Source organism: Vibrio sp. RC586, assembly GCF_000176715.1.
In the GTDB taxonomy this organism is placed as follows: domain Bacteria; phylum Pseudomonadota; class Gammaproteobacteria; order Enterobacterales; family Vibrionaceae; genus Vibrio.
Genome location: NZ_ADBD01000005.1, coordinates 25,205 through 50,160, shown reverse-complemented (window position 1 = coordinate 50,160; position 24,956 = coordinate 25,205). Strand labels below are relative to the sequence as shown.

Annotated in this window: 30 protein-coding genes; 15 read left to right on the top strand and 15 right to left on the bottom strand. The window is 49.0% G+C overall.

The window, feature by feature from the left end:
- Positions 1 to 348: a gamma-glutamylcyclotransferase family protein gene (locus tag VOA_RS15320; protein WP_001164261.1), complete on the top strand. Its 348-nt coding sequence runs from the start codon at positions 1 to 3 to the stop codon at positions 346 to 348.
- 39 nt (positions 349 to 387) lie between these two features.
- Positions 388 to 738, top strand: coding sequence for a DUF2799 domain-containing protein (locus VOA_RS15325; protein ID WP_009355748.1), 351 nt, complete (start codon positions 388 to 390; stop codon positions 736 to 738).
- A gap of 66 nt (positions 739 to 804) precedes the next feature.
- Here VOA_RS15325 and ppa read toward each other — a convergent pair whose 3' ends face one another.
- The gene (gene ppa, locus VOA_RS15330; RefSeq protein ID WP_000056163.1) at positions 805 to 1,335 is read right to left on the bottom strand and encodes an inorganic diphosphatase; all 531 of its coding nucleotides are present in this window, start codon (positions 1,333 to 1,335) and stop codon (positions 805 to 807) included.
- 172 nt (positions 1,336 to 1,507) lie between these two features.
- Positions 1,508 to 2,518, bottom strand: a complete 1,011-nt coding sequence (gene fbp / locus VOA_RS15335; protein WP_001171115.1) for a class 1 fructose-bisphosphatase — start codon at positions 2,516 to 2,518, stop codon at positions 1,508 to 1,510.
- A gap of 304 nt (positions 2,519 to 2,822) precedes the next feature.
- Between fbp and mpl the strand changes: the two genes are divergently transcribed.
- The 5 genes from mpl to thiQ all read left to right on the top strand — a co-directional run bounded on the left by mpl (position 2,823) and on the right by thiQ (position 8,404).
- Positions 2,823 to 4,178, top strand: coding sequence for a UDP-N-acetylmuramate:L-alanyl-gamma-D-glutamyl-meso-diaminopimelate ligase (mpl, locus tag VOA_RS15340; protein WP_000547408.1), 1,356 nt, complete (start codon positions 2,823 to 2,825; stop codon positions 4,176 to 4,178).
- Positions 4,179 to 4,190: 12 nt separating this feature from the next.
- Positions 4,191 to 4,820: a flavin prenyltransferase UbiX gene (locus tag VOA_RS15345; RefSeq protein WP_001087691.1), complete on the top strand. Its 630-nt coding sequence runs from the start codon at positions 4,191 to 4,193 to the stop codon at positions 4,818 to 4,820.
- Positions 4,821 to 5,081: 261 nt separating this feature from the next.
- A complete protein-coding gene (thiB, locus tag VOA_RS15350) occupies positions 5,082 to 6,074 on the top strand; it encodes a thiamine ABC transporter substrate binding subunit (RefSeq protein ID WP_000671671.1) in 993 nt (330 codons plus the stop codon).
- 9 nt (positions 6,075 to 6,083) lie between these two features.
- Positions 6,084 to 7,676 (top strand): thiamine/thiamine pyrophosphate ABC transporter permease ThiP, encoded by a 1,593-nt coding sequence (gene thiP, locus VOA_RS15355; protein WP_001082334.1) that lies wholly within the window; start codon positions 6,084 to 6,086, stop codon positions 7,674 to 7,676.
- An 11-nt stretch (positions 7,677 to 7,687) separates the two neighbouring features.
- Positions 7,688 to 8,404, top strand: coding sequence for a thiamine ABC transporter ATP-binding protein (gene thiQ, locus VOA_RS15360; RefSeq protein WP_000880293.1), 717 nt, complete (start codon positions 7,688 to 7,690; stop codon positions 8,402 to 8,404).
- 100 nt (positions 8,405 to 8,504) lie between these two features.
- Here thiQ and yjgA read toward each other — a convergent pair whose 3' ends face one another.
- Positions 8,505 to 9,074: a ribosome biogenesis factor YjgA gene (gene yjgA, locus VOA_RS15365; protein ID WP_000101583.1), complete on the bottom strand. Its 570-nt coding sequence runs from the start codon at positions 9,072 to 9,074 to the stop codon at positions 8,505 to 8,507.
- Between the two features lie 110 nt (positions 9,075 to 9,184).
- Between yjgA and pmbA the strand changes: the two genes are divergently transcribed.
- The gene (gene pmbA, locus VOA_RS15370; protein WP_000382637.1) at positions 9,185 to 10,528 is read left to right on the top strand and encodes a metalloprotease PmbA; all 1,344 of its coding nucleotides are present in this window, start codon (positions 9,185 to 9,187) and stop codon (positions 10,526 to 10,528) included.
- A gap of 72 nt (positions 10,529 to 10,600) precedes the next feature.
- Here the strand turns inward: pmbA and mgtE are convergent, their stop codons facing one another.
- The 12 genes from mgtE to VOA_RS15420 form a co-directional block, all read right to left on the bottom strand.
- Positions 10,601 to 11,962, bottom strand: a complete 1,362-nt coding sequence (gene mgtE / locus VOA_RS15375; RefSeq protein ID WP_000840453.1) for a magnesium transporter — start codon at positions 11,960 to 11,962, stop codon at positions 10,601 to 10,603.
- Positions 11,963 to 12,132: 170 nt separating this feature from the next.
- The gene (locus VOA_RS15380) at positions 12,133 to 12,411 is read right to left on the bottom strand and encodes an HPr family phosphocarrier protein (RefSeq protein ID WP_001135901.1); all 279 of its coding nucleotides are present in this window, start codon (positions 12,409 to 12,411) and stop codon (positions 12,133 to 12,135) included.
- A gap of 9 nt (positions 12,412 to 12,420) precedes the next feature.
- A complete protein-coding gene (gene rapZ, locus VOA_RS15385; protein WP_001237192.1) occupies positions 12,421 to 13,281 on the bottom strand; it encodes an RNase adapter RapZ in 861 nt (286 codons plus the stop codon).
- Positions 13,282 to 13,293: 12 nt separating this feature from the next.
- Positions 13,294 to 13,740 carry a PTS IIA-like nitrogen regulatory protein PtsN gene (ptsN, locus tag VOA_RS0117250; protein ID WP_001177161.1) on the bottom strand — a complete coding sequence of 149 codons (447 nt, stop codon included), beginning with the start codon at positions 13,738 to 13,740 and terminating at the stop codon, positions 13,294 to 13,296.
- A 2-nt stretch (positions 13,741 to 13,742) separates the two neighbouring features.
- Positions 13,743 to 14,030, bottom strand: a complete 288-nt coding sequence (hpf, locus tag VOA_RS15390; RefSeq protein WP_001166646.1) for a ribosome hibernation promoting factor — start codon at positions 14,028 to 14,030, stop codon at positions 13,743 to 13,745.
- A gap of 24 nt (positions 14,031 to 14,054) precedes the next feature.
- Positions 14,055 to 15,521: an RNA polymerase factor sigma-54 gene (locus tag VOA_RS15395; RefSeq protein ID WP_000804824.1), complete on the bottom strand. Its 1,467-nt coding sequence runs from the start codon at positions 15,519 to 15,521 to the stop codon at positions 14,055 to 14,057.
- A gap of 55 nt (positions 15,522 to 15,576) precedes the next feature.
- Complete coding sequence (lptB, locus tag VOA_RS15400) at positions 15,577 to 16,302, bottom strand: LPS export ABC transporter ATP-binding protein (protein WP_000996177.1); 726 nt, start codon at positions 16,300 to 16,302, stop codon at positions 15,577 to 15,579.
- A gap of 3 nt (positions 16,303 to 16,305) precedes the next feature.
- Entirely contained in the window at positions 16,306 to 16,803 is a 498-nt protein-coding gene (lptA, locus tag VOA_RS0117245; protein WP_000830443.1) for a lipopolysaccharide transport periplasmic protein LptA, read from the bottom strand.
- Entirely contained in the window at positions 16,784 to 17,347 is a 564-nt protein-coding gene (gene lptC / locus VOA_RS15405) for an LPS export ABC transporter periplasmic protein LptC (protein ID WP_000056801.1), read from the bottom strand. The genes lptA and lptC overlap by 20 nt, the downstream gene beginning before the upstream one ends.
- Complete coding sequence (gene kdsC / locus VOA_RS15410; RefSeq protein WP_000099418.1) at positions 17,344 to 17,901, bottom strand: 3-deoxy-manno-octulosonate-8-phosphatase KdsC; 558 nt, start codon at positions 17,899 to 17,901, stop codon at positions 17,344 to 17,346. Before kdsC ends, lptC begins: the two co-directional genes overlap by 4 nt.
- 3 nt (positions 17,902 to 17,904) lie before the next feature.
- Positions 17,905 to 18,879: an arabinose-5-phosphate isomerase KdsD gene (gene kdsD / locus VOA_RS15415; RefSeq protein WP_001120610.1), complete on the bottom strand. Its 975-nt coding sequence runs from the start codon at positions 18,877 to 18,879 to the stop codon at positions 17,905 to 17,907.
- Between the two features lie 25 nt (positions 18,880 to 18,904).
- Positions 18,905 to 19,864 (bottom strand): calcium/sodium antiporter, encoded by a 960-nt coding sequence (locus tag VOA_RS15420; RefSeq protein WP_000888574.1) that lies wholly within the window; start codon positions 19,862 to 19,864, stop codon positions 18,905 to 18,907.
- A 493-nt stretch (positions 19,865 to 20,357) separates the two neighbouring features.
- Here VOA_RS15420 and mlaF point away from each other — a divergent pair, with 493 nt between their 5' ends.
- The 7 genes from mlaF to murA are packed head-to-tail and all read left to right on the top strand — an operon-like array spanning position 20,358 to position 24,924.
- Positions 20,358 to 21,161 carry a phospholipid ABC transporter ATP-binding protein MlaF gene (gene mlaF, locus VOA_RS15425; protein WP_000083177.1) on the top strand — a complete coding sequence of 268 codons (804 nt, stop codon included), beginning with the start codon at positions 20,358 to 20,360 and terminating at the stop codon, positions 21,159 to 21,161.
- 4 nt (positions 21,162 to 21,165) lie between these two features.
- Positions 21,166 to 21,942, top strand: a complete 777-nt coding sequence (mlaE, locus tag VOA_RS15430) for a lipid asymmetry maintenance ABC transporter permease subunit MlaE (protein ID WP_083806334.1) — start codon at positions 21,166 to 21,168, stop codon at positions 21,940 to 21,942.
- A 2-nt stretch (positions 21,943 to 21,944) separates the two neighbouring features.
- Positions 21,945 to 22,436 carry an outer membrane lipid asymmetry maintenance protein MlaD gene (gene mlaD, locus VOA_RS15435; protein ID WP_001187991.1) on the top strand — a complete coding sequence of 164 codons (492 nt, stop codon included), beginning with the start codon at positions 21,945 to 21,947 and terminating at the stop codon, positions 22,434 to 22,436.
- A 3-nt stretch (positions 22,437 to 22,439) separates the two neighbouring features.
- A complete protein-coding gene (mlaC, locus tag VOA_RS15440) occupies positions 22,440 to 23,078 on the top strand; it encodes a phospholipid-binding protein MlaC (RefSeq protein WP_000265667.1) in 639 nt (212 codons plus the stop codon).
- On the top strand, positions 23,075 to 23,404 hold the full coding sequence (locus VOA_RS15445) for an STAS domain-containing protein (RefSeq protein WP_000019308.1): 330 nt from the start codon (positions 23,075 to 23,077) through the stop codon (positions 23,402 to 23,404). Before mlaC ends, VOA_RS15445 begins: the two co-directional genes overlap by 4 nt.
- Positions 23,397 to 23,651, top strand: coding sequence for a BolA family iron metabolism protein IbaG (gene ibaG, locus VOA_RS15450; RefSeq protein ID WP_000376481.1), 255 nt, complete (start codon positions 23,397 to 23,399; stop codon positions 23,649 to 23,651). The genes VOA_RS15445 and ibaG overlap by 8 nt, the downstream gene beginning before the upstream one ends.
- 7 nt (positions 23,652 to 23,658) lie before the next feature.
- A complete protein-coding gene (gene murA, locus VOA_RS15455) occupies positions 23,659 to 24,924 on the top strand; it encodes a UDP-N-acetylglucosamine 1-carboxyvinyltransferase (protein WP_000410581.1) in 1,266 nt (421 codons plus the stop codon).
- Positions 24,925 to 24,956 lie beyond the last annotated feature (32 nt).

Genomic DNA, 24,956 nt, shown 5'->3' with positions numbered 1-24,956 from the left:
GTGCAGCACCTCGTTTTTGTGTATGGCACTTTGCGTCACGGAGAGAGCAACCACACTTACCTACAGCAGAGTCAGTTGCTTGGCCAATTTGAAACCAAACCCGAGTATGCGCTCTATGATTTAGGGGCGTATCCAGGATTGGTGGAAGGGCATCAATCGGTACATGGTGAGGTTTATCTAGTGGATGAACATACACTCGCGCAACTGGATATTTTGGAAGATGTACCCGTGGAATATCGACGTGACACGATTGAGACGCCCTTTGGCACTGCATGGATCTATATTTATCAAGAGACCCATCGCTTGCATTCGCTGATTGATTCCGGAGACTGGTGTCAAAGAGTGTAAAGCGGAAAGGGCTTGCTTGGTTTAAGTGAGGATCAGATGATGAAAAAACTGCTTTGGTTAGTGTTGTTGAATGGTTGTGCAACGGTAGAAGTTCCCCCTACAGGATCGCCCGCGGCTTGGGAAGCGTTTGGTTTACAACAAGGTGAGCAAGGGAAAATCAAGTTGACCCAAACGCAAATGCTTAAGCAAGATGAGCTGCAGTTGATGGATGAACAACTCTACCAAGCGTACAGCCAAGGCTATGAGCAAGGGCGACAGCAGTACTGCCAGCAAAGTGCTTATCTGCTGGGCGTTTCAGGTAAGCGCTACCTTGGTGTTTGTGATGATATCAACATCTGGTTTCGGCAAGACTATGCTTCAGGTCGCCATTCCACCGCGGGTGAGTTATAAGCCAGAGCGCCAATGCGATAACAAAAAAGCCAGCTTACGCTGGCTTTTTTGTGCTCAAGCGTGGGCTTATTTGTTTTGCGCACGCTCGTAAGAGCTCAGGATTTCAGCGCGAGCAGAAGCGGCATCTTCCCAGCCATCCACTTTTACCCATTTGCCTGATTCTAGCTCTTTGTAACGCTCAAAGAAGTGAGTGATCTGCGCTTTCAGTAGTGCTGGTAGATCGTTCACGTCTTGGATGTGATCGTATTCTTTAGAGATCTTAGTGTGTGGTACCGCAACCACTTTCGCGTCTTCACCCGATTCGTCAGTCATCTTCAGTACGCCAACAGGACGGCAGCGGATGACAGAACCTGGGATCAGTGGGTATGGCGTTGGAACCAAAACGTCTACTGGGTCACCATCGAGTGACAGAGTGTGGTTTACGTAGCCGTAGTTGCATGGGTAGAACATAGGCGCTGACATAAAGCGGTCTACGAATACTGCGCCAGACTCTTTGTCGACTTCGTATTTGATTGGGTCAGCATTGGCAGGGATTTCGATCACTACATAGATATCATCAGGCAGTGATTTGCCCGCTGGCACATTGTTTAAGCTCATTAACGGTTTCCTTTTTTCTGTTGGCCGGACTTCAAATTCGGGATTTATTATTATTCAAGTTTGCCTATGGCGCAAAATGCACCGGTCAGCGAAGGGGTGAGTTTACTCTCAAAATAAAGGATCCCCAAGCTGGTAGAGAGAAAAAGCGCCGCATTGCGCGGCGCGAATTGGCTTAATCAGGGTAAGTTTCTAAAAATTCTTGAACTTTATGCACCATGTTCTTAGAACCGACAAAGAACGGAACGCGTTGATGCAATTCGGTGGGTTTGATGTCCATGATGCGATGCATTCCATCAGAAGCCAGACCGCCCGCTTGTTCAATCAAAAATGCCATCGGGTTGCATTCATAAAGCAGACGCAGCTTACCGTTCGGGTGGCTTTGCGTGCTTGGGTATAAATAGATGCCACCTTTGAGCAGGTTGCGATGGAAATCGGCCACCAGCGAGCCAATGTAGCGCGAAGTGTAAGGTCGGCCATCTTCCGGCACATTCTCTTGACAGAATTTGATGTACTTTTTCACCCCAGTTGGAAAACGGATGTAGTTACCTTCGTTGATTGAGTAAATCTTACCGTTTTCAGGAATGCGCATATTCTCGTGCGAGAGATAGAAAGTACCGAGCGAAGGATCGTAAGTAAAGCCGTTTACGCCATTGCCCGTGGTGTACACCAGCATGGTAGAGGAGCCATAAATGACGTAGCCCGCTGCCACTTGCTTGTTCCCCGGTTGCAGAAAATCTTCCTGAGTCGGAGGTGTGCCGACTGGTGAAACACGGCGGTAAATAGAGAAAATCGTACCGACCGACACGTTCACATCGATATTGGAAGAACCGTCTAACGGATCCATCAACACGACGTACTTGGCATTTTTGTTGAGCTCTTTATTGAATGCGACCGCTTCATCTTCTTCTTCGCTCGCCACACCACACACTTGATCACGTGCTTCCAGTGCCGCTTTGAATTTTTCGTTGGCATACAGGTCGAGTTTTTGTTGCTCTTCACCCTGAATGTTGTCATTGCCAGAAGCGCCAATGATATCCGCCAGCCCCGCTTTATTGATTTCGCGGTTGACGATTTTGGCAGCCAAACGAATGGACGCTAAAAGAGAGGAAAGTTCACCGCTGGCGTGGGGAAAATCATGTTGCTTTTCAACAATAAATTCACCGAGGGTGCGCATTTTCTGCATGTTGATTCCTTAACACTATTTTGTCGGGGGTAAGCCCGTTTGTGACACTATCCTTGACTCGGCGTCACAAGCGGGTTGGCAAGATGATGGGATCCTCTAATGGAATCGATTGCGCTATGCATCTTGTCTGGTGTGGATTGTAAAACTTAGATCTTTTTACGGGTACTGAACTAACCGACACAGATCTCAGTTTGATTGTCGACCATTTCGAATTTACATGACGCTGAACTGCTGCACTCGCTTTTAGCGAGCGGATCGGGATAATGGAGCCATTCCAATCGCACAGTAAAAAGGCTGGGTTTTTATGCACATTCATATCTTGGGAATTTGTGGCACTTTCATGGGCGGCGTTGCGGTGTTGGCACGTCAACTGGGTCATAAAGTGACGGGCAGCGATGCCAATGTTTACCCGCCAATGAGTACCATGTTAGAGGCGCAAGGCATCGAGATCATTGAAGGTTTTGACCCTGCTCAATTAGAGCCGAAGCCTGATCTGGTGGTGATTGGCAACGCAATGAGCCGTGGTAACCCTTGTGTAGAATACGTGCTTAACCACAACCTGCGTTACACCTCTGGCCCGCAGTGGCTACAAGATTTTCTACTGCATGATCGCTGGGTGATTGCGGTATCGGGAACGCATGGCAAAACCACCACTTCAAGCATGGTGGCGTGGGTACTGGACCATTGCGGTTATCAACCGGGTTTCTTAGTCGGTGGCGTATTGGGCAATTTTGGTATTTCGGCTCGTTTAGGTGAAAGCATGTTTTTTGTCGTCGAGGCCGATGAATACGACAGTGCTTTTTTCGATAAGCGATCTAAGTTCGTGCATTACCATCCTCGCACCTTAGTGATGAACAACTTAGAGTTCGATCATGCAGACATTTTCGATAACTTAGAGGCGATCAAGCGTCAATTTCATCATTTGGTGCGTACTGTGCCGGGTAATGGTCGTATTCTCGCACCTAAGCAAGATGAGGCTTTAGCCGATGTTTTTAAGCGCGGTTGTTGGAGCGAAACTGAGTTCAGTGGTGAGCAGGGTGAGTGGCAAGCGGAAAAAATCACCGCGGATGGCTCACAGTTCCACGTTTTATTTAAAGGTGAGCGTGTTGGTCAAGTGAATTGGAGCTTGGTGGGTGATCACAACGTCAGCAACGCGCTAATGGCGATTGCTGCGGTGCGTCATGTTGGGGTTGCACCTGAGCTCGCTTGTGAAGCGCTGGGCCTGTTTGTCAACACTAAGCGCCGCTTAGAACTGAAAGGCGAAATCAATGGTGTAACGGTGTATGACGATTTTGCCCATCACCCAACCGCGATTGAACTTACGCTCGGTGGTTTACGTAACAAGGTAGGCGATAAGAAAATCATCGCTGTGCTGGAGCCGCGCTCCGCCACCATGAAGTTGGGCGTGCATAAAGAAACCTTGGCGGCTTCGCTGCGCAGCGCCGATTCGGTTTACCTTTATCAGCCGTCTAACATCCCTTGGTCGGTGGAAGAGGTCGCGAAACAGTGTCAACAGCCTGCGCAAGTGAGCGCCAATATGGATGAATTTGTGGCTATGATTGCTAAAGAAGCCAAAGCGGGTGACCAGATTTTGGTGATGAGCAACGGTGGCTTTGAAGGCATTCATGGCAAGCTGCTCGCGGCACTGCAACAGAAATAATTTAAGGTGAGCATGAACAGCAATCGAACCATTACACTGGCTTGGACTGGCGCTTCCGGAGCGCCTTACGGGCTGCGCTTATTGCAATGCCTGTTAGCGGCGGATTATCAGGTGTATTTGCTGATCTCGTCGGCGGCGCGAGTAGTATTAGCGACAGAACATGGCTTGAAACTGCCTGCTAACCCTGAAGCGGCGCAAGCGGCTTTGGTGGAGCATCTGGGCTGCGCCAGTGATAAGTTGGTGGTGTGCGGCAAAGAAGATTGGTTTTCGCCAGTGGCTTCCGGTTCGGCTGCCCCCAAGCAGATGGTGGTGTGTCCATGCTCGGCAGGCAGTGTAGCCGCGATTGCTCATGGCATGTCAGATAATCTGATTGAACGCGCCGCTGATGTGGTGCTGAAAGAGCGTGGACAACTGCTGCTGGTGGTGCGTGAAACGCCATTCTCCACTTTGCATTTAGAAAATATGCTTAAGCTTTCGCACATGGGCGTGACTATCATGCCTGCTGCGCCGGGTTTTTATCATCAGCCACAATCGATTGACGATCTGGTCGATTTTATGGTGGCGCGCATTCTCGATCATCTTGGCATCGAACAAGCGCTCGTACCGCGTTGGGGCTACGATCAACGCGCGCGCGGCGAGTAATGACATGGCCAGTCGCGATTTTCCGCTACTGGCTAATTACAAGATTTCCCATTACAATCCAACCCACTCACGGGGGGCCACCCATTCATCCGAATGGCGCTGAGATCAAGCACTGCTTGGGACCCGCAATGACTGCGATGTTCGCGGTTGAACCTGAACCAGATAATGCTGGCGTAGGAATTGAGCTAGGTTTGCAGAATGGAATAATGGACGATTCTCTGCCTCCCTCAAGCCTGTGCCGCTCATTAAGGAGAGCGAGCCTTGAAATTCCCACTGACTGCGGTTGCGTTAGCAACCCTATGTTTTGCCTCTGCAGCCTCTGCTGCACCAACCCTCACCGTTTACACTTACGACTCTTTTGCCGCCGATTGGGGGCCCGCTCCAGCGATTGAAAAAGCGTTTGAAGCACAATGTGGTTGCGATCTGCAATTTGTCGCGCTAGAAGATGGCGTGTCGATCCTTAACCGTTTGCGTTTAGAAGGCAGCAATAGCAAAGCCGATGTGGTCTTGGGGCTGGATAACAACCTTATCGAAGAAGCCAAACAAACCGGATTATTGGCGACTCACAGTGTGGATACCAGCAAGGTGACTCTGCCTAATGGCTGGAGTGACAACACGTTTGTACCATACGACTATGGCTATTTCGCTTTTGTGTATAACAAAGAGAAGCTGGCTAACCCGCCGACCAGCTTGAAAGAGCTAGTGGAAAAACGGGATGCTCTGAAAGTGATCTACCAAGACCCGCGTACTTCAACGCCGGGACAAGGTTTACTGCTGTGGATGAAATCTGTCTATGGCGATCAAGCGCCACAAGCGTGGAAACAGCTAGCGAGCAAAACGGTCACCGTGACTAAAGGTTGGTCAGAAGCCTACTCTATGTTCCTCGGTGGTGAGGCGGATCTGGTGCTCTCTTACACCACTTCTCCGGCCTATCACTTGATTGCGGAAAATGATGCACGTTTTGCCACTGCGAACTTTAGCGAAGGGCATTACCTGCAAGTGGAAGTCGCCGCCAAAGTCAAAAGCACTAAAAATGGCGAATTGGCGGACAAGTTCCTGCAATTTATCCTGAGTAATGAGTTCCAAAGCGTGATCCCAACGGGTAACTGGATGTATCCAGTGACGGCGGTTGAACTGCCCAAAGGGTTTGATACTTTGGCGGTACCGACACAATCTCTTTCTTTCAGCGCACAGGAAGTCGCGCAAATGCGTAAGCCATGGATTCGTGAGTGGCAGCAAGCGCTGAGCTTCTAAGGTTAAGCGTTGAATCGAACTCCTCAATTAGGCTTTTGGGTCGCGGCTGGTGTCGCGACCTTTGTCCTCGCGGCATTAGCGGCGCTGCTGTGGCAAGCGCCACCGCTTAATCTGAATCTGATCTGGCAAGATGCCTATTATCGGCATGTCACTCAGTTCAGCTTTTACCAAGCTTTCTGGTCCACCATACTCAGCATCGGGCTTGCGATTCCGGTTGCTCATGCCCTCAGTCAGCGCCGTTTTCCCGGTCGTGATTTACTACTGAAACTGTTCGCCATGACCCTAGTTCTACCTGTGTTGGTGGCGATTTTTGGCTTAATCGCGATTTACGGTAATAGTGGTTTTTTGGCCAAAACGCTGCACAGTGTCGGGCTCTCGCTGCCGTTTTCGATTTATGGTTTAAACGGTATTTTACTTGCCCATGTACTGTTTAATTTGCCTTATGCCAGCCGCTTGCTGCTGCAAAGTTTAGAAGCGATCCCCTGTGAGCAGCACAAACTGTGCGCCCATCTTGGCATGAGCCGTTGGCAGAAGTTTAAGTGGGTCGAGTGGCCACGCTTACGTCAGCAACTACCGCACGTGGCGGGCTTGGTGTTTATGCTCTGCTTTACTAGCTTTGCAACCGTGATGGCGCTCGGCGGCGGGCCTAAAGCAACCACCATTGAGCTCGCGATCTACCAAGCGATCAAATTCGATTTCGATCTGCAAATTGGCGCGCTATTGGCGATTTGGCAGATGTTGCTGTGTACCTTGCTGACTTTTACCCTGCAGCGTTTTTCCCATTCCCGACCCATGAACAGTGCTGCGAGCAAGGTGACTGAGCGTTGGATACGTGATTCATGGCGCGCCAAAGTTTGGGATGCGAGCTGGATTGTCGCCGCATGTGCCTTGGTATTACCCCCTTTACTAATGGTGATATTGGCAGGGATCAATTCAAAGCTAGGCAAGGTACTGATGAGTGGCGATTTTTGGTCGGCAGTCAGCCACTCTTTGCAAGTGGCGAGCTTAGCCAGCAGCTTGGCTTTGGCCAGTGGCGTTGCGATGTTACTCACTAGCCGAGCTTTGCGGTTGAAAGCAGCCCATCGCCGTGCGAATGGCGTGGAGTGGATCGCGACGTTAATTCTGGTGACGCCGGGATTGGTGGTGAGTACCGGACTCTTTTTACTGCTGCGTAATATCACCGATGTGTTTAGTTTAGCTTACTGGATTGTGGTCGCAGTCAACGCGCTAATGGCGCTGCCTTACGTTGTAAAAACCTTGAGCCAACCTATGTGGCACTTGGCTCAGCAATATGAATTGCTGTGCGCCAGTTTAGGTATGTCTGGTTGGCGCAGATTTCGCTTGGTGGAATGGCGCGCGCTGCGCAAGCCTATTTCGCATGCGTTTGCGATCGGTTTTTTGCTCTCGATGGGAGATTTAAGCGCGATTGCCCTGTTTGGCAGCCAAGATTTTCGCACTCTGCCGCTCTATCTTTATCAACTGCTCGGCAGCTATCAGATGGATACCGCGGCGGTCGTCGCGTTGGCCATGCTGATCATGAGTGTGGGTTGGTTTTATGTGATTGAGCGGCTGTTTGCCCAGCGTCCGCTTACCAAGCGCTAATGAGGAAAAGCATGTTAGCTCTAGATAAAGTGCGTTACGAATATGAGCACGAATGGTTCGAGTTTGATCTGAACGTGGCTGATGGCGACATTGTGGCGCTGATGGGACCCAGTGGTGCGGGTAAATCCACCTTGCTGAGTCTGGTCGCGGGGTTTATTGAACCGGTGAGCGGCAGCATTAAAGTCAATCAGCAATCGGTACTTGGTTTGGCTCCTTATCAACGCCCCTTTTCGATGCTCTTTCAGGAGCACAACCTATTTGCCCATCTTACCGTGCGTGAAAACATTGGCCTAGGTTTACATCCTGGGCTCAAATTGAACGCTGAGCAGAAACAGCAAGTGATTGATGCCGCACAGCAAGTAGGAATTGCCGACTATCTGGATCGTTTGCCTGAGCAACTTTCAGGGGGACAACGCCAACGGGTGGCACTTGCGCGCTGTTTTGTGCAGCCGAATCCGATTTGGTTGCTTGATGAGCCGTTTTCGGCGCTCGATCCTTTACTGCGTGAAGAGATGCTTGCGCTAGTGAAACAGTTAGCCTGTGAGCGCAATCGTACCGTAGTGATGGTGACGCATCACTTAACCGATGCGCGTGCCATTGCCAGCCAAGTGGCGTTTTTGAGCCAAGGTAAAGTGCAAGTGCTGAGCGATTGTCCGGCGGTGACGGCGCAGCATCCTCATCCTGAGCTGGCTCAGTTTGTGGCGGCGGCACTGAGTGAGCCGAAATAACGCTGAGTGAATGGATATACATCGACCGTAAAGAAAAAGGTTAGCTTGCGCTAACCTTTTTATGATCTTACTTAAAACGAGATAGCTTGCTGCCTGCGTTTTATTCCTCTGAATCCAGATCGTCTTCACTCTCTTCTTCGATCTCTTGTTGTGCCAACATGGCTTCTTTCAGTAGTTGGAAGATCTCGCGAGATGATTTTGGCGGCTTGTTGCCCGCTTTTTCTTTGGTGGCTTGACGCGCTAACAGACGCAGACGTTGACGATCCGCGTCAGGGTACAATTCCATCGCCACCTCAATCGCGCTATCACCTTCAGCAACGATGCGATCACGCAGTTGTTCCAGTTTGTGCAGCAAAGCGGTGGTTTGTGAATGTTTGTTACGCAGTTTATCCAACGCTGTTTGTAGCGGCTCCGGATCGATATGGCGCATCAGTTTGCCAATGTATTGCAGTTGGCGACGACGTGCTTCGTTTTTAAAACGTTGCGCATCTTTAATCGCCTCGGCCAGATCTTCTGGCAGTGGGAATCTGGCTAACGCGGAAGGCTTTAGCTCAACCAGCTCTTCGCCCAGTTTTTGCAGGGCCAACATGTCATTTTTCAATTCGGTTCTACTGACCCAAATGATCTCTTCTTCCTCTTCCCAAGGGGCTTTTTGGTTTTTACGTGCCATCTTCTTCATCATGATGAGTTACTTATGTCGGCTATTTTAGCAAGAATCGTGGGGAGAAAGCGAAATTCTTGTTATCCTAATAACATCAATAACCAATGGTTGAATGAAATATGGATGTAAAAGAGCGAGTTGCGCTGCAGCGTCAAGAGCTGGAAGCCGCGGTTGCTAAGGCATTAGAGCTTGCAGCGGCGAGTTCGGATGCGGCTGAAGTGGCGATCACCAAGAGCACGGGGTTAAGTGTTTCGACCCGAATGTGTGAAGTAGAGAACGTTGAATTCAACAGTGATGGTGCACTTGGGATTACGGTTTATCGTGGCCAACGTAAAGGCAGTGCTTCAACGTCAGACTTGAGTGAAAAAGCGATCCAACAAACTGTGTTGGCGGCGCTGGATATTGCGCAGTACACCTCTGAAGATCCTTATGCAGGCCCCGCGCCGAAAGAATTGATGGTGCAGGATATTCCTGATCTTGACCTCTTCCATCCTGATGAGCCGAATCCCGATGTGGCGGCGCAAATTGCCATTGCGGCAGAACGTGCGGCGTTAGGTTACAGCAAGAAAATTAAACAAAGCGATGGCGGTAGCTACGATAGCCACTACGGCATTCGTGTCTACGGTAACAGCCATGGTCTGCTAGCCAGTTATGCTTCCAGCCGCCACAGCATTAGCTGTAGTGTGATTGGTGAAGGCCGCAACGGTGAAATGGAGCGCGATTACAGCTACACCGTGGCGCGTCACCGTGACGATCTGTGGACGCCAGAACGCGTGGGTTTGCTAGCGGCGGAAAATACGGTGAGCCGTCTGGATCCGCAAAAGCTGAAAACAGGCCAGTTCCCCGTGATGTTTGCGGCGGATGTCGCGACTGGTTTAATCGGTCATCTGGTGATGGCGATCAGCGGTGGCAACTTATATCGCAAATCGAGTTTCTTACTCGATCATCTTGGCAAAACCATTCTGCCGACGTGGTTCAATATCAGTGAGCGCCCACATGTGATGCGTGGTCTGGCTTCTAGCCCATTTGATAGTGAAGGGGTGCGTACCCAAGATCTGGAGATCATCACCGATGGTGTGTTGGCGACTTACTTACTGACCAGCTACGCCGCGCGCAAAATGAACATGACTCCAACTGGTCATGCCGGTGGCATTCATAACTGGTATGTGAAATCGACCGGTCAAAACTACCAACAGATGCTCAAAGAGTTGGGTACCGGTTTGTTGGTGACCGAAGTGATGGGACAAGGGGTGAATGTGGTAACGGGTGATTACTCGCGCGGTGCTGCCGGTTTCTGGGTAGAAAATGGTGAAATTAAATACCCTGTTTCTGAAATCACCATTGCAGGTAACCTCAAGCAGATGTTGCAGCAGATTGTCGCAGTGGGCAGTGATATTGAAACACGCTCCCAGATCCAGACCGGTTCTATTTTGATTGAATCAATGAAGGTCGCGGGTGAGTAAGCTCTGAGACATTGAATGAAAAAGCCGACAGAGAGTCGGCTTTTTTGTCGCATTAATTTGGGTAATCGGACATTAACTGGCAAGCAGCAAAGTGGCTAGACCGAGAAAGACGGATAAACCAATCACATCGGTGACGGTGGTGAGCGCCATCCCGCCGGCAAGAGCGGGATCGATATTCATCTTTTTCAGCAGAATAGGGATGGTTACCCCAGCAATACCTGCCACGATCAAGTTCGTCATCATCGCAGCGGAAATGATTCCGCCGAGCATCCATTCACCTTTCCAAACCACCACGATAGCACCGATGATCAATGCCCACGTAATGCCATTCAGTAGGCCGATTGCCGCTTCTTTCATCAGCAATTCGCGTTTGTTACTGTCACCGATATGACCCAGTGCCAGTCCACGGATCACCAGAGCAACGGTTTGGTTGCCCGCAACACCACCCATGGACGGCACTATGGTCATTAGCACAGCAACCGCCGCCATTTGTTCGAGAGTCGCTTCAAACATGTTCGAAACCGAAGCCGCAGCAAGGGCGGCTAGCACGTTGGCACCGAGCCAAATACTGCGTTTGCGCGCTGATTTGACGACAGGGGCGAAGGTATCTTCGTCATCATCCATACCCGCCATACTCATCATCGAGTGTTCGGCGTCTTCACGGATAATATCGACCACGTCATCGATGGTAATACGGCCAACCAGATGTTGGTTTTCATCCACCACAGGGGCAGAAACCCAGTTACGCCGTTCGAACAGATTGGCGATGTCGGAGTCTTTCATATCGACTTTGATCGCTTCGTCCGCATCGTCCATCACTTCGCTGACGGGTACATCCGGTTGGGTGGTGAGCAGAGTGACAAGAGAAAGATGACCAATCAGTTTGCTTTCATCATCAATCACATACAACGCATCGGTCGCTTCTGGTAGCTCGCCCTTCATGCGCAGATAACGCAGTACCACATCGACATCCACATCGGCACGAATGGTGATTACGTCGGTGTTCATCAGACCGCCGGCTGTATCTTCCGGATAGGACAGAGCGGTTTCGACCCGCATTCGATCCGCGGCATCCATTTGGGACAGAACTTCGCGTGACACATCATCTGGCAAGCTACGCAATACGTAGGCGACATCATCGATGTCCATACCTTCGGTTGCTTCGGCGAGTTTCTCTGGTGCCATTTTCGACACCAGCGCATCCTTAACGTCTTCATTCAGCTCATCAAGGATTTCACCGTAATCTTCCGGGTCAGTCAGTTGCCACAACACCTCACGCGCTTTACGTGGAGAGGCTTCCAGCAGATGAGCAATATCTTCTGGCTCCATGTCCTGCAGTTGGCGGCGGACATGAACAAAGCGGCCATTATCTAAGGCTTCAGTGATTTCTTGGAGGGTGAGGTGAGCTTGGTCAAATTCGATTTGCTCGGCCATGGCTTCCCCCTAGGTTGGAATTGGAATAATGGTCAGCATGGTAACTTAATTTACCTGCTTATTTAATAAGATCTTAGTGAGGAAGAAAGATTTCTTTACTGTTATTTACTGGGATCTGGTAAGTGGGTTCTGAAGATCGATAAGTTGTAGGTCAGAGAAAACCAATAACCTTACTCATCTTCATCAAATTTCTGTTCGATAAGCTGACAAACAGCCTGTAGTGCTTGCTCTGCTTGCGAGCCGTTAGCAGAAATTACCACGTTCTGCCCTTGTGCTGATTCTAACATCAGTAACCCCATCACGCTATCTGCGGTCGCTTCACGGCCATCTTGGCTTTGCACGGTCAGCACGGCATCAAACGACTGAGCTAATTGCACCAATTTGACGGCTGCGCGAGCATGCAGACCAAGACGGTTTTGGATGAGAACGGTTTGGCTCAACTGCGGCATGGTGAACTCCTAGGATTGTTGTTTTTCCAATGAAGTATGGCGGATTTGTACCTGATGACCAAGCTGTGCAAAGTATTCACCAATCTGTTGAGTGAGATAGACTGAACGATGCTTACCACCGGTACAACCAATGGCAATGGTGAGATAGCTGCGATTGTTTTTCTCAAGCATGGGCAGCCAGTATTCAAAGAATTTTTGGATCTGCTGTTTCAGCTCCATCACTTCACTATGGCCTTCCAAGAAGGATTTGATTGGGGCATCCAGTCCCGTCAGTGGGCGTAGATCCGGCTCCCAGTGCGGGTTTGGCAAAAAGCGCACATCGAACACGTAATCGGCATCGCTCGGTAAACCGTACTTAAAGCCAAACGATTGAAACACCATCACCAAATCTTTGCGTTCACGGCCTTCAATGCGCATACGCACTGTTTCGCTCAGTTCATGTAGTGATTGGTTACTGCTATCGAGTAGCAGATCAGCTTGTTCTTTGAGTGGGCCGAGTAGCTGCTTTTCTAACTCTATCGCTTGTGCAAGAGTGGGTTTGCTTTGACTCAGAGAGAGGGGATGAATGCGCCTTGTTTCGCTATAGCGTTTGAGCAAGGTCTCTTTGTTGGCATCAAGGAACAACATGCTCACATCATTGTTTTGTTTGAGCTGAGCGAGCACGTCTTGCACTAAACCGGGTTCTTTGGGCAAGTTACGTATATCGATGCTGACAGCCACGTTCTGCTGACTGCCTTGTACCGACTGGATAAAAGCGGGCAACAGACTTACTGGCAGGTTATCAACACAGTAGTAACCTAGGTCTTCCAGTACCCGAAGAGCGACGCTCTTTCCGGCTCCCGACTGTCCGCTGACCACGATCAAACGCATTGTGTTTGCCTGCTATTGGTTAACCATGATGTTATACAGCTCTTGATCGCTTTCCGCATTGCGAAGCTGCTTGAGGATCTGCTTATCGTTGAGGCGTTCTGCCATACAAGCGAGGGTTTTTAAATGCTCTTTGCATTGATCTTCAGGGACCAAAAGAGCAAATAAGAGATCGACTGGACGATTATCAATCGAATCAAATTCAATCGGTTCTTCACACTGCACTAGCACTGCGATGGCTTTTTCGCTGTCGGACATGCGTGCATGGGGGATGGCGATCCCGTTGCCAATACCAGTACTGCCCATTTTTTCGCGGCTTAACATGCACTCGAACAGTTCGGTGGCATTTTGGCCAGTGTGAAGGGCAGCGATTTCGCTGATGATTTCTAGTGCTCGTTTTTTACTAGAACATTGGACTGCACTTTTGGTGCAGTCCAATGAAAGTACTTCGCTCAATTGCATGATTAATGACTACTTAGCTTTTCTTTATGCTTATTTAGTTGTCGAACCAATTTATCCACCACACTATCGATGGCGGCATACATGTTTTCATCGTCCGAGTGGGCGTGAATTTCTGCTTGGTTTACGTGGAGCGTAGCTTCGGCGATCTGACGCAGTTTTTCAACACGTAAAATGACTTGAACGTGATTAATGTGGTCGAAAAAACGCTCAAGTTTGTCAAATTTGGAGTGAACATAGTCTTGCATTGAATCGGTAAGATCAATGTGGTGGCCTTGAATGTTGATTTGCATAGACTTTCCTTCTCTAGTTTAGGCCTATAGCAGGCGTTTGCGCTGACTCGATGGAGCAATGCTAAGTGACTCGCGATATTTAGCAATGGTTCGTCGTGCCACTTGAATGCCTTGGTCAGCGAGTAGGGTTGCGATCTTGCTGTCACTGAGTGGCTTGGCTGGATTTTCCGCCGCCACCAGTTTTTTGATCAGCGCCCTGATCGCTGTGGACGAGCACTCTCCGCCATTGTCAGTACTGACGTGGCTGGAGAAAAAGTACTTCAACTCAAAAATGCCGCGTGGGGTATGCATATATTTCTGCGTGGTGACACGCGAAATCGTGGATTCATGCATTTCCACCGCCATCGCTACATCGTTGAGCACCATCGGCTTCATCGCTTCTTCTCCATACTCGAAGAAATCATGTTGGTGTTCAACTATGCACTTGGCAACTTTGAGCAGTGTCTCGTTTCTACTTTCTAAACTTTTGATCAGCCATTTTGCTTCTTGCAAATTGGTACGGATGTAGTTGCTCTCCGCATTATTACCGCGCATCAGGTCGGCATACTGCTGATTGATCTTCAGTTTAGGCACACTATCTGGGTTGATGGTGACCAGCCATCGACCTTGTTCTTTATAGACTGATACGTCAGGTATAACGTATTCCGCATGATCTTGGGCAATTCGACTGCCGGGGCGAGGATCGAGTTGTTGGATGAGCTGTAGGATCTCGCGCAAGTCCTCTTCTTTGAGCTTAGTCTCTTTCAGAATGGTTTTGTAATCGCGATTCCCTAAATCCTCTATGTACTGTGAGAGCAGCAGCCGCGCTTCTTCTAACCAAGGGGTATTGTTGGGATAAGTCGTGAGTTGCAGTAGTAGGCAATCTTGCAAATTAAGCGAGGCAACACCAAAGGGATCAAACTGCTGAATGCGTTTACGCACTGCTTCGATTTCATCTAGCTCAATATCATCACTGCGTAAGCTTTCTAGGATCTCTTCCAGTGAGACCGTCAAATAACCGTAGTCATCGATGGCATCGATGAGTGCAACTGCAATGGTGCGATCCACATCGCTAAATGGGGTTAAATCGAGTTGCCAGAGCAGGTAATCTTGCAGAGTTTGGGTGGTTTCACCTTGGTAGATGGGGGCGTCATCGTCTAGCGCCAGTCCTGTGCTGCCAGTATTGGCGCTGTAGACTTCATCCCAAGTGGTATCCATTTCTAATTCGGCACTGATTTCGGATTTTTCAATCAATTCCGAACTGTCTTGTGGTTCAGGTTCGTAGAGTTCTTCCGGCTCGCTTGTTGAGCTTTCTTCCGTTACACGAATGCTATCCAGTGAGGGTATGTCGTCTTGATTGTCTTCTACCTCTAACAAGGGATTGGATTCCAGTGCTTCCTGAATTTCTTGCTGCAGATCTAACGTCGAAAGCTGCAACAAGCGGATCGCTTGCTGGAGCTGTGGAGTCATGGCTAACTGTTGACCTAGCTTGAGCTGTAATGACGGTTTCATGCAGTAATGGATGCCTTGTTATTGTTAGTATCGGATGAACTCTACTCTGTTTTAATCATAGACGGAATTGTTCGCCGAGATAAACCTGCTTCACTTGTTCATTATTCAGTACATCTTGTGGCGTGCCTTCCGCAATCAGGCGGCCTTGGCTGACAATGTACGCTTTTTCACACACATCCAGCGTTTCACGCACGTTGTGGTCGGTGATGAGTACACCTAAACCGCGATCTCGTAAGTGCTCAATGATTTTCTTAATGTCGATAACCGAAATGGGATCTACCCCTGCAAAAGGTTCATCGAGCAAGATGAATTGTGGGTTGGCAGCCAGCGCGCGCGCGATTTCTACTCGGCGTCGTTCACCGCCTGACAAAGCCATCCCTGCGCTTTTACGAATGTGTTGAATATGGAACTCTTCGAGTAAATCTTCGAGCTTATCTTGACGCTCTTCGTGGCTTAATTCTTCACGGGTTTGCAGCACGGCCATGATGTTGTCTTCAACCGAGAGTTTGCGAAAGATCGAGGCTTCTTGCGGCAGGTAACCAATGCCCATGCGTGAGCGACTATGCATCGGCAAAATACTGATGTCGTTATCATCGATGGTGATGGTGCCTTCGTCACGCGCCACGAGACCCACAATCATGTAAAACGAGGTGGTTTTACCCGCGCCATTGGGACCTAGTAATCCAACAATCTGGCCTGATTCGACTTGTAAGCTGACATCAGAAACCACTTTGCGCTTTTTGTAGCTCTTGGCTAAGTGTTGTGCTTTTAAAATTGCCATGAATTACTCTTGTTGTACGGCTTGTGGTTGAAGAACGGTCGAGACGCGACCTTTGCCTTCGCTATCAGCAATGAGCTTCTGTGAGCTGATTTTGTAGCGGATTTTGCTGCCACGAATCTCGCTATCATCTTGTGACAGCATCGCTTTGTTGATCATCACCAATTCGTCGTCACGGACTTTGTAGTACAGCTCTTTGGCTTCACCGTAGAGGGTTTTACCTTCATCTGTGAGCTGTGAGAAGGTCGCAACGTTACCGTAGCCTTCAATCTCTTCAATCTTGCCGTTGTCCGCATTGCGGATCACGATCAGCTTGTCGGCATTGATGTTGATGCTGCCTTGTTTGAGTTTGACATCACCGAGGAAGGTCACGCGGTTGCTTTTCATATCTAGTTGCTGACTGTCCGAGTCAATGTAAACCGGTTGTTCCCTGTCGGTAGAGAGTGCATAAGCCTGAGTCGAGGCGAGCAAACAAGCAATAAGACTAAGGTGTGAGCGTTTCATATCTACCTTGTACATTGTTATAAAGTTCAGCCGAGTGATCCGCAAAATTGCCTTTCATCGATTGACCCTGTGTTTCAAATTGTGGGCCGCGCAGTTCGACCGGCTTATCAGCCCAGAAATCACGACTTTTTAGTTGGATACTCATTTCGCTGGTGGCGAGGGTATCAAAGCCTGAATCTGGCAGTAGGTTTTTAGCCAAAACGTCATCATATAAGGTCAGCACCTGATCTTTGCTCAGAATGCCTCTGCGTGCGGTGATTTCCCACTCTTGTAATGTGCCTTCGCGATACACTTTGAGTATCGGTGCTCTGAACAAGGTATTGCCGCTTTTCGCGTAGTGATCCAGATGAATTGAGGTGATCACATAGTTGCGGATACCTTGCTCGTTATACGAAATATTTTCTAAATTTTCGCCACTGAACATCGGCAGCTCCAGATTGGGAGCCACCTGAATTGTACTGTCTTGCTTTTGTTCGAGTAGGTAATAGAGCGACCAAGAAGCGATAAACAACAGCAAGATATAAACAATGCGCGGCAAACTCATAGGCTAAGGCCTTTATGTTCATCCAATTCGTTACGCGCCTGTAAGATCAAATCACACACTTCGCGCACTGCGCCATGGCCGCCTTTAATATGAGTCACATAGTTGGCCCGCTGTGCTAGGAGCGGATGCCCATCAGCTACACACACTCGCAACGCTACTTTTTCCATCACTGGCCAGTCAATCAAGTCATCACCGATGTAGCCGGTTCGCTCTGGGGCGATAGCGAGTTTTTGACAAATGTCATAATAGGCTTGCACTTTATCATCCTGTCCTTGATAGATCAGTGAAATGCCTAGCGCTTTCATGCGATTTTCAACAATTTGTGAACGGCGGCCAGTAATGATCGCGATTTCAATCCCCGCATTCATTAAGGCTTTCACGCCGTAACCATCACGAGTGTGGAAGGTTTTCAGTTCTTCCCCTTGGTTACCCATGTAAATTAAGCCGTCAGAAAACACACCGTCAACATCGCAAATCAGCAGTTTGATCTGTTTGGCAATCTCCAGCAGTGAAGGTTCCACTTCTCCATACAAGGTTGAGATGGTTGAACTCATTAATTACATCACTCCGGCTTTGAGTAGGTCGTGCATATTCAGTGCTCCAACCAGTTTGTTATTTTCAACAAGCATCAGGCCATTAATACGTTTGGCCTGCATTAAATTCAATCCTTCCACTGCCAGTAAATTGGGCTGAGCAACAGCTGGTTGGCGTGTCATCACATCGGCAATCGCCGTGGTGTGAATGTCGATGCGTTTATCGAGGATGCGGCGTAAATCTCCATCGGTAAAAATGCCAAGCAGGGTATCTTGCTCATCTACGATGGCGGTCATCCCGAGCCCTTTCTGGCTAATTTCTAACAAGGCATCTCGGATCAAAGCCTGAGGGGCTACTTTAGGTAAGGCCTCACCACTGTGCATAATGTCATTGAGTTTGAGCAAGAGTTTACGCCCAAGTGCGCCACCTGGGTGAGACAAAGCAAAATCTTCGGCGGTGAAGCCGCGTGCCTGCATCAGAGCCACGGCTAAGGCATCTCCCATCACTAAGGTTGCGGTAGTGCTTGAGGTGGGTGCCAGCTCTAGTGGACAAGCTTCTCGTGGCACTGTGATTTGTAGGTGGATGTCCGCAAGTTTAGCCATGTTGGAATTAGGATTACCTGTCATGCTGATCACGCGAATGTTTAAACGCTTTAGCACGGGAAGCAAGGCTAGGATTTCCGATGACTCGCCGGAGTTTGAGATGGCAAGTACGATGTCGCCTCGCTCAATCATGCCCAGATCTCCGTGCGAGGCTTCTCCGGGATGAACGAAAAAGGCTGAAGTCCCTGTGCTAGCTAAAGTCGCCGCAATTTTTTTACCTATATGGCCAGATTTACCCATGCCCATCACGACCACTTTGCCGGTTTGATTGGCTAAAATTGTGGAGCACGCGCTAGCGAAATCGGCGTTAATGTATTGCTCTAACTGTTGCAGGGCCGCGATTTCGGTACGCAGAACCTGCTTGGCTACATTTTGGTAATCAAATGAATGGGGCATCCTCAGTCTTCCTCTTTTCGCGCACTTAAATATTCATCAACAGATAGGTAATGTAACCGATGAAAGCACACAACAGTAGTGCACCTTCTGCGCGTGTTATTTGACGCTTTTTGCCTAAAGCCATGGCAACCAGGAGCAGTGAAACGCCTAACATGACCCAAAAATCACGGCCCATTGCTTCAGGGCTTAGTAAAGAGGGGTTTAGTAAGCCCGGTATGCCCATAACGGCCAAAATGTTGAAAACATTAGAGCCGATGATGTTACCCACCGCCATATCATCTTCACCTTTTAGCGCTCCGGCTAAAGAGGCGGCAAGCTCTGGCAAGCTGGTCCCAACAGCAATAATGGTTAAGCCAATCACCAGATCACTCATGCCAAAATGTTTGGCGATCACCACGGCGTTATCGACCAGCATACCAGCCCCAATCGGTAGTAGAATCAATCCGACCACGACCCAGAAGGCGGCTTTAGGGTTGCTGACACCAGCTGGGATTTCCGATTCTTGTTCATCCAGAAGTGCATCACCATTTTGTTTCTCTTTACGGCTGACTTGCAACATCACCAAAATAAAGGCAGCAAACAGGGCAATCAGTAAGATGCCTTCGTGGAAACCTAGGTGGCTGTCCCACAAAATGGCGCCAGCAACCAGCGTCACACCAATCATCATCGGCAATTCACGACGTAGCACCGCAGAGCCAACGGAAAGGGGTTTAATGATGGCGGTAATACCCAGAATCAATGCGATATTGGCAATGTTAGAACCTAAGACGTTACCCACAGCGGTATCGGTTTTGCCTTCTAAAGCTGCCGTTGCGGAAACCATCATCTCGGGAGCTGAGGAGCCCATCGCAAGGATAGTCATACCGATCACGAGAGGAGAAATGCCGACATTGCGGGCTAACGCTGCTGAACCAAACACCAACTTGTCCGCACCCCAAACTAGGATTGCAAGACCGATAAATAGAAAGACCACCGCTTCAAGCATGATGATTCCCAAAATTAAATGAATACGAGAGCCTTAATGCATAGATGTAGTCAGGATGAGAGGAACTTATCCATAAGCGAGCAAAGTCAGGATGGATAAATTTGTTCACTTCATACATCTTCAGCGGTTTAGGCAGAGAATTGACCGCCAATTTTGACTTGTTGAAGATTAAAAGGGAAGTCGAAGTTCTAATTAATTGCCTTCATCATGAGCGGATTCAATGCAGATTGAGAGGGTGGGCTTCCTCGAATTCAGCGCCGATAAACCTCGTTTAAAAGCCTTGAATGCATTAAACATCCGATTTGCGCTACTAAGTTATTGGCTATGCTGAGTGAAGGCTTTACTCTTGCATTGTGTAACAAATCATCAAAGTTAATTTGACAAATCTTGGTCAAGAACCTTGTGACACCTTGATGTGTGCTTTTAATTGCACCATGTTGTGCATTATCATGCGCATTCTTTCAGGATGTCGACCTAACAGTGAAGTGCCCATATGTCTCAATCTGACTTAGTCACCATCAAAAATTTACGCTTTTCGCGCTCGCAACGAGTCATTTTTGATGACATAGATCTTCATGTCCCCAAAGGAAAAGTGACCGCTATCATGGGGCCTTCCGGGATAGGTAAAACCACACTCTTGCGCTTAATTGGTGGTCAATTACTGCCAGAGCAAGGTGAAATCTGGTTCGATGGTGACAACATTCCTACCCTCAGCCGCCGCAAGCTTTATCGTGCTCGTAAAAAGATGAGCATGTTGTTTCAATCTGGTGCGCTGTTTACCGATCTCAATGTGTTTGACAATGTGGCTTACCCATTGCGTGAACATACCGACCTTGATGAATCGCTGATCAAAACGTTGGTACTGCTCAAATTAGAAGCCGTTGGCCTGCGTGGTGCCGCGTATTTAATGCCGAGTGAGCTTTCAGGTGGCATGGCTCGCCGAGCTGCTCTGGCGCGTGCTATCGCGCTCGATCCTGAATTAATTATGTTTGATGAGCCATTCGTGGGGCAAGATCCGATCACTATGGGCGTGTTGGTTGAGCTTATTCGTAATCTCAACCAAGCTTTGGGCATCACTTCCATTGTGGTTTCACACGACGTTCCAGAAGTGATGAGCATTGCCGATTGGGTCTATCTGCTGGCGGATGGTAAGGTGATTGCGCAAGGCTCACCCCAAGCGCTGCGCGACAATCCCGATCCGCGCGTACAACAATTTTTATGTGGCGATGCAGATGGGCCTGTGCCATTTCGTTTTCCTGCCCAGCCAATAGAACAGGAGCTGTTTAGTGCTAAATGATGTGATGCGGTGGGTTAGCTCAGTCGGGCAGCGCACGCTGGCGGTCAGTGAAACTTTTGGTCGCGCAAGTTTGATGTTGTTTGGTGCGCTAGTTGGGCGTCCACAACCGATTCGCAACTTTCCTTTATTGGTGCGTCAACTGTACAGCATTGGCGTACAGTCATTGGCGATCATCATGGTATCTGGTCTATTTATTGGCATGGTGCTTAGCTTGCAAGGCTATGTCATCTTGGTCGATTACGGTGCAGAAACCAGCTTAGGACAAATGGTGGCGCTATCGCTGCTGCGTGAGTTAGGGCCTGTTGTAACCGCGCTGCTGTTTGCAGGGCGCGCAGGCTCAGCATTAACCGCAGAAATTGGCTTGATGAAAGCCACTGAGCAGCTATCTAGCTTGGAAATGATGGCGGTCGATCCTTTGAAACGAGTCATTGCGCCACGCTTCTGGGCTGGGGTGATCTCTATGCCACTGCTGGCCATGATTTTTATGGCCGTCGGTATTTGGGGTGGTCAACTGGTTGGTGTTGATTGGAAAGGGATTGACCACGGTAGTTTCTGGTCTGCCATGCAAGCCTCGGTCGAATTAGGGCAAGATATAGGTAACAGCACCATCAAGTGTGTGGTGTTTGCCTTCACCGTAACTTGGATCGCTCTGTTTAATGGCTATGATGCCATTCCGACTTCGGAAGGGATCAGTCGAGCCACCACCCGCACTGTAGTGCACTCATCACTGGCCGTTCTTGGGCTAGATTTTGTTCTAACCGCATTGATGTTTGGGAACTGATCATGCAACAAACACGAAAAATTGAATTTTGGGTTGGCAGCTTCGTGATCGCAGGAATTTGCGCGATTTTGGTGATGATTTTTCAGGTCGCTGACGTGAAAGGTCTGGGTTCTAGTGATACTTACCGCCTGACTGCTGAATTTGACAACATTGGTAGCTTGAAAGTGCGCTCTCCGGTGAAAGTTGGGGGCGTGGTCGTTGGACGAGTTGAGTCAATTACGTTGAACCCTAAAAGCTTGCTACCTACAGTAACGCTGGCGATTGATAGCCAATATAACCAGTTTTCTGAGAACTCAAGCTTACAGATCCTGACTTCGGGTCTTATCGGTGAACAGTATTTAAGCCTAGTGCCTGGGTTTGTGTTTGAAGATGAAACCATGCTGAAAGAGGGTGATCGAATTGAAGACACCAAGTCTGCATTAGTGTTGGAAGACTTGATCGGCCAAGTGCTGTATAGCGTAGGCGGCGGATCTGACAAGGATAAAAAGGAATAAATGATGTGGAAGAAAACCCTGTTACTGGTTAGTGCTCTATTAATGCCTTGGTTGGCAACGGCAGCCACCATTGATAGCAGCAACCCTTATCAAATGATGAAGGCGGTGGCTGAAAAGTCGTTCGATCGTCTGAAAAACGAGCAAGAGAAAGTGCATCAAGATCCGCAGTACCTCAAGGTCATTGTGGAAGAAGAATTGATGCCTTATGTCAATGATCAATACGCCGCCCTGAAGTTGCTTGGCCCGAACCTCAAGGGGGCGAAACGTGAAGATGTGGCAGAGTTTGTTAAAGCGTTTCGCGCTTATTTAGTGACAAGTTATGCGCAGGTACTGACCCAATACACCAACCAAACCATTGAGTTTGGGCCGGAAATGCCATTGGAAGAGGATCGCCGCATCACCACCGTTAAAGTGGAAATCGTTGATGCGCCGCGTCCCAATATCAAACTTGAGTTTAAGCTTCGCCAAGAAAAATCCGGTGAATGGAAAGCGTTTGATATGATTGCCGAAGGGGTGAGTTTACTTTCCAGCAAGCAGTCAGAATGGAGTGGCAAAATTCGTCAAGACGGTATTCTGGCGGTAGCCAAGGAGCTGGATCAGTTAGCAAATCAGCCGATCCGTTTTGAGAGCAAAAGCCAATGAGTCATCCGCAATGGTCTGCCGACAGTGAGCAACAGTTCAGTTTAATTGGCGAGCTGGATCGAGAAACGGTACCCGAATTGTGGATCTTTCTCAAAAATTGGCAGCCGCAAGTGAAGCAAATCGAGCTTTCTTTGCAGCAAGTTGTCAGAATTGACTCGGCGGGAATGGTGCTGTTAATTCACTTAATAGAGCATGCAAAAGTGAGAAACTGTCATATAATGCTCAGCTTCGTGCCAGAGCAGCTGCGCACACTGTTTCAGTTGAGCAATATTGAACATCTGATGTCTCAACACATAGCCAAACCAGCAGAGGTGAATTGTGGATAGCGCACAAGTCCAACAAATTTTACAACAAGCCCTTAATCTTGAAGAAATTCATGTCAAAGGAGAGGGCAGCCATTACGAAGTGATCGCTGTCGATGCTTGTTTTGCCGATATGAGCCGCGTGAAGAAACAGCAGATGATTTATGCCCCTTTGATGGGATACATCCAACGCAATGATATTCACGCAGTTACAATGAAAACGTTTACCCCACAAGAGTGGGCACGTAATAAGAAGTTGATGTCCCTTTAAGGTTTTTATGGAAAAGTTTCGTGTTATTGGGTCAACTCAGCCACTACAAGGCGAAGTGACCATTTCAGGCGCCAAAAACGCTGCCTTACCTATTCTATTTGCTTCGATCTTGGCTGAAGAGCCAGTTGAAGTGGCTAACGTTCCTCACCTACGTGACATCGACACCACTATGGAATTGCTTGAGCGCTTGGGTGCGAAAGTGGAGCGTAATGGCTCAGTACATGTGGATGCTGGTCCCATCGATCAATACTGTGCTCCTTATGATTTGGTGAAAACGATGCGCGCTTCTATCTGGGCATTAGGTCCATTGGTAGCGCGTTTTGGTCAAGGCCAAGTCTCTCTACCGGGTGGTTGTGCGATTGGTGCTCGTCCAGTGGATCTGCATATCCACGGTTTGGAGCAGCTTGGTGCGACCATTACTTTGGAAGATGGCTATGTAAAAGCGCACGTTGATGGCCGTTTGCAAGGCGCACACATCGTGATGGATAAAGTGAGCGTGGGTGCCACGATCACCATCATGTGTGCAGCAACACTTGCGGAAGGCACTACCGTACTGGATAACGCTGCGCGTGAACCTGAGATTGTGGATACCGCCATGTTCCTCAATAAACTGGGCGCGAAAATCTCTGGTGCAGGCACGGACAGCATTACCATTGAAGGCGTAGAACGTCTTGGTGGTGGTAAGCATGCTGTGGTTCCCGATCGTATCGAAACTGGCACCTTCTTGGTCGCCGCTGCCGTATCGCGTGGCAAAATCGTCTGTCGTAACACCCATGCACATCTATTGGAAGCAGTCTTAGCCAAGCTTGAAGAAGCGGGTGCTGAGATTGAGTGTGGTGAAGATTGGATCAGCTTGGACATGACAGGGCGTGAGCTAAAAGCCGTTAATGTACGTACTGCACCGCACCCTGGTTTCCCAACCGACATGCAAGCGCAGTTTACGCTGCTGAACATGATGGCAAAAGGTGGTGGCGTGATCACCGAAACCATCTTCGAAAACCGTTTTATGCATGTGCCTGAGTTAAAGCGCATGGGGGCCAAAGCGGAAATCGAAGGCAATACCGTGATTTGCGGTGATGTCGATCGTTTAAGTGGCGCGCAAGTGATGGCGACCGATCTGCGTGCTTCTGCAAGCCTAGTCATTGCGGGTTGTATCGCCAAAGGCGAAACCATTGTCGATCGTATCTATCATATTGATCGTGGTTACGATCGAATTGAGGACAAGCTCTCAGCGCTTGGCGCCAATATTGAGCGTTTCCGCGACTCGCGTTAAACTCCCTCACTTCTGAATGGGCCGAAATCCAA

Excerpts from the sequence above, each read along its gene's own strand:
- VOA_RS15325 (WP_009355748.1), top strand. The coding sequence starts at position 388 with ATGAAAAAACTGCTTTGGTTAGTGTTGTTGAATGGTTGTGCAACGGTA.
- ppa (WP_000056163.1), bottom strand. The coding sequence starts at position 1,335 with ATGAGCTTAAACAATGTGCCAGCGGGCAAATCACTGCCTGATGATATC.
- fbp (WP_001171115.1), bottom strand. The coding sequence starts at position 2,518 with ATGCAGAAAATGCGCACCCTCGGTGAATTTATTGTTGAAAAGCAACAT.
- mpl (WP_000547408.1), top strand. The coding sequence starts at position 2,823 with ATGCACATTCATATCTTGGGAATTTGTGGCACTTTCATGGGCGGCGTT.
- VOA_RS15345 (WP_001087691.1), top strand. The coding sequence starts at position 4,191 with ATGAACAGCAATCGAACCATTACACTGGCTTGGACTGGCGCTTCCGGA.
- thiQ (WP_000880293.1), top strand. The coding sequence starts at position 7,688 with ATGTTAGCTCTAGATAAAGTGCGTTACGAATATGAGCACGAATGGTTC.
- yjgA (WP_000101583.1), bottom strand. The coding sequence starts at position 9,074 with ATGGCACGTAAAAACCAAAAAGCCCCTTGGGAAGAGGAAGAAGAGATC.
- pmbA (WP_000382637.1), top strand. The coding sequence starts at position 9,185 with ATGGATGTAAAAGAGCGAGTTGCGCTGCAGCGTCAAGAGCTGGAAGCC.
- mgtE (WP_000840453.1), bottom strand. The coding sequence starts at position 11,962 with ATGGCCGAGCAAATCGAATTTGACCAAGCTCACCTCACCCTCCAAGAA.
- VOA_RS15380 (WP_001135901.1), bottom strand. The coding sequence starts at position 12,411 with ATGCCGCAGTTGAGCCAAACCGTTCTCATCCAAAACCGTCTTGGTCTG.
- rapZ (WP_001237192.1), bottom strand. The coding sequence starts at position 13,281 with ATGCGTTTGATCGTGGTCAGCGGACAGTCGGGAGCCGGAAAGAGCGTC.
- ptsN (WP_001177161.1), bottom strand. The coding sequence starts at position 13,740 with ATGCAATTGAGCGAAGTACTTTCATTGGACTGCACCAAAAGTGCAGTC.
- hpf (WP_001166646.1), bottom strand. The coding sequence starts at position 14,030 with ATGCAAATCAACATTCAAGGCCACCACATTGATCTTACCGATTCAATG.
- VOA_RS15395 (WP_000804824.1), bottom strand. The coding sequence starts at position 15,521 with ATGAAACCGTCATTACAGCTCAAGCTAGGTCAACAGTTAGCCATGACT.
- lptB (WP_000996177.1), bottom strand. The coding sequence starts at position 16,302 with ATGGCAATTTTAAAAGCACAACACTTAGCCAAGAGCTACAAAAAGCGC.
- lptA (WP_000830443.1), bottom strand. The coding sequence starts at position 16,803 with ATGAAACGCTCACACCTTAGTCTTATTGCTTGTTTGCTCGCCTCGACT.
- lptC (WP_000056801.1), bottom strand. The coding sequence starts at position 17,347 with ATGAGTTTGCCGCGCATTGTTTATATCTTGCTGTTGTTTATCGCTTCT.
- kdsC (WP_000099418.1), bottom strand. The coding sequence starts at position 17,901 with ATGAGTTCAACCATCTCAACCTTGTATGGAGAAGTGGAACCTTCACTG.
- kdsD (WP_001120610.1), bottom strand. The coding sequence starts at position 18,879 with ATGCCCCATTCATTTGATTACCAAAATGTAGCCAAGCAGGTTCTGCGT.
- VOA_RS15420 (WP_000888574.1), bottom strand. The coding sequence starts at position 19,864 with ATGCTTGAAGCGGTGGTCTTTCTATTTATCGGTCTTGCAATCCTAGTT.
- mlaF (WP_000083177.1), top strand. The coding sequence starts at position 20,358 with ATGTCTCAATCTGACTTAGTCACCATCAAAAATTTACGCTTTTCGCGC.
- mlaE (WP_083806334.1), top strand. The coding sequence starts at position 21,166 with ATGCGGTGGGTTAGCTCAGTCGGGCAGCGCACGCTGGCGGTCAGTGAA.
- mlaD (WP_001187991.1), top strand. The coding sequence starts at position 21,945 with ATGCAACAAACACGAAAAATTGAATTTTGGGTTGGCAGCTTCGTGATC.
- mlaC (WP_000265667.1), top strand. The coding sequence starts at position 22,440 with ATGTGGAAGAAAACCCTGTTACTGGTTAGTGCTCTATTAATGCCTTGG.
- VOA_RS15445 (WP_000019308.1), top strand. The coding sequence starts at position 23,075 with ATGAGTCATCCGCAATGGTCTGCCGACAGTGAGCAACAGTTCAGTTTA.
- murA (WP_000410581.1), top strand. The coding sequence starts at position 23,659 with ATGGAAAAGTTTCGTGTTATTGGGTCAACTCAGCCACTACAAGGCGAA.